This window comes from Proteiniphilum sp. X52 (genome assembly GCF_003712195.1).
GTDB lineage: Bacteria > Bacteroidota > Bacteroidia > Bacteroidales > Dysgonomonadaceae > Proteiniphilum.
Map to the genome: position 1 here is coordinate 1 of NZ_RDSD01000056.1, position 2,232 is coordinate 2,232.

At 54.1% G+C, this 2,232-nt stretch carries 2 tRNA genes and 1 rRNA gene; all 3 read left to right on the plus strand.

The annotated features are described in order from the left end of the window. Positions 1 to 119 precede the first annotated feature (119 nt). The 3 genes from D7D25_RS17525 to D7D25_RS17535 all read left to right on the plus strand — a co-directional run bounded on the left by D7D25_RS17525 (position 120) and on the right by D7D25_RS17535 (position 2,164). Positions 120 to 1,650: ribosomal RNA gene (locus D7D25_RS17525) — 16S ribosomal RNA — on the plus strand. Between the two features lie 307 nt (positions 1,651 to 1,957). After that, positions 1,958 to 2,031, plus strand: a tRNA-Ile gene (locus D7D25_RS17530). A gap of 59 nt (positions 2,032 to 2,090) precedes the next feature. Continuing rightward, positions 2,091 to 2,164 (plus strand) — tRNA-Ala (locus tag D7D25_RS17535). Positions 2,165 to 2,232 lie beyond the last annotated feature (68 nt).

The following is a 2,232-nucleotide window of genomic DNA, read 5'->3' on the forward strand; positions in this document are numbered from 1 at the left end:
AATCGTGAATCCGGGGGTTCGGGAGAGAGTCTTTTCGTGGTTATTTTTCGTTTGTCCGCATTCCGGATCAGTCCGGGGGAGCGGGGGATGATATTTCAAGGAAATAAAAAAACAAACATACAACGAAGAGTTTGATCCTGGCTCAGGATGAACGCTAGCGATAGGCCTAACACATGCAAGTCGAGGGGCATCACATGAGGCAGCGATGCCGATGGTGGCGACCGGCGCACGGGTGAGTAACACGTATGCAACCTGCCTTCAACAAGGGGATAACCCGTTGAAAGACGGACTAATACCCTATGACACAGGGGTCCCGCATGGGGCTATTTGTTAAAGATTGATCGGTTGAGGATGGGCATGCGCTCCATTAGCTGGTTGGCGGGGTAACGGCCCACCAAGGCAACGATGGATAGGGGAACTGAGAGGTTTATCCCCCACACTGGTACTGAGACACGGACCAGACTCCTACGGGAGGCAGCAGTGAGGAATATTGGTCAATGGACGCAAGTCTGAACCAGCCACGTCGCGTGAAGGAAGACGGCCCTACGGGTTGTAAACTTCTTTTTCAAGGGAATAAAGTGAGTCACGCGTGACTTTTTGCAAGTACCTTGCGAATAAGGATCGGCTAACTCCGTGCCAGCAGCCGCGGTAATACGGAGGATCCGAGCGTTATCCGGATTTATTGGGTTTAAAGGGTGCTCAGGCGGGCGATTAAGTCGGCGGTGAAATTTTGCGGCTCAACCGTAAAAGTGCCTTCGAAACTGGTCGCCTTGAGTGTGGATGAGGTAGGCGGAATTTGTGGTGTAGCGGTGAAATGCATAGATATCACGAGGAACTCCGATCGCGCAGGCAGCTTACCAGGCCATAACTGACGCTCAAGCACGAAGGCGTGGGGATCAAACAGGATTAGATACCCTGGTAGTCCACGCAGTAAACGATGATTACTGGCTGTTTGCGATACAATGTAAGCGGCTGAGCGAAAGCGTTAAGTAATCCACCTGGGGAGTACGTTCGCAAGAATGAAACTCAAAGGAATTGACGGGGGCCCGCACAAGCGGAGGAACATGTGGTTTAATTCGATGATACGCGAGGAACCTTACCCGGGCTTGAAATTCGGCGGACCGGCGGAGAGATCCGCCCTCCCTACGGGGCCGCCGCGTAGGTGCTGCATGGTTGTCGTCAGCTCGTGCCGTGAGGTGTCGGCTTAAGTGCCATAACGAGCGCAACCCTCATCGTTAGTTGCCATCAGGTGAAGCTGGGGACTCTAACGGGACTGCCATCGTAAGATGCGAGGAAGGTGGGGATGACGTCAAATCAGCACGGCCCTTACGTCCGGGGCGACACACGTGTTACAATGGGTGGTACAAAGGGCCGCTACCTGGCGACAGGATGCCAATCCCGAAAACCACTCTCAGTTCGGATCGGAGTCTGCAACTCGACTCCGTGAAGCTGGATTCGCTAGTAATCGCGCATCAGCCACGGCGCGGTGAATACGTTCCCGGGCCTTGTACACACCGCCCGTCAAGCCATGGAAGCCGGGGGTGCCTGAAGTCCGTAACCGTTGAGGAGCGGCCTAGGGTAAAACCGGTGACTGGGGCTAAGTCGTAACAAGGTAGCCGTACCGGAAGGTGCGGCTGGAACACCTCCTTTCTGGAGAAATGCCCCCCCGCGCGGGGCAAATGGAAACACAACCGGCGAGAGGCTTCATCGACGGAGCTTCCGGTTCACGGTTATTTTTTTCTGAAAAAAAGGAATATTGACAAGGTGCCAACAACGAGGTACGAGCTTTGTGGGAAAAGGATAGGTCCCGGTTTCAATCGCCGGGTCTCGAATCGATGAAAACGTGTATTTGAATGAATGACATAATCCACTGGAAGGGAAGACATCCCCCCGTTGCAGGCTAAGCAAGAGGATAGGACGAGGCAGGAGACAGAGGGATGCCGACACGGAACCAGCCAGTCCTATAGCTCAGTTGGTTAGAGCGCTACACTGATAATGTAGAGGTCGGCAGTTCAACTCTGCCTGGGACTACGGATTGGAATCGCCAATGGGAAACAACCAAATAAATGGTGATTTGAAATGAAGACAACGGGGAATTAGCTCAGCTGGCTAGAGCATCTGCCTTGCACGCAGAGGGTCAACGGTTCGAATCCGTTATTCTCCACCGGGCCGGGTGAGGAGAGGCGTCCGGGCCGGGAAGCGTGCGGGAATGTGTGAGAAGCGGTGGATGAG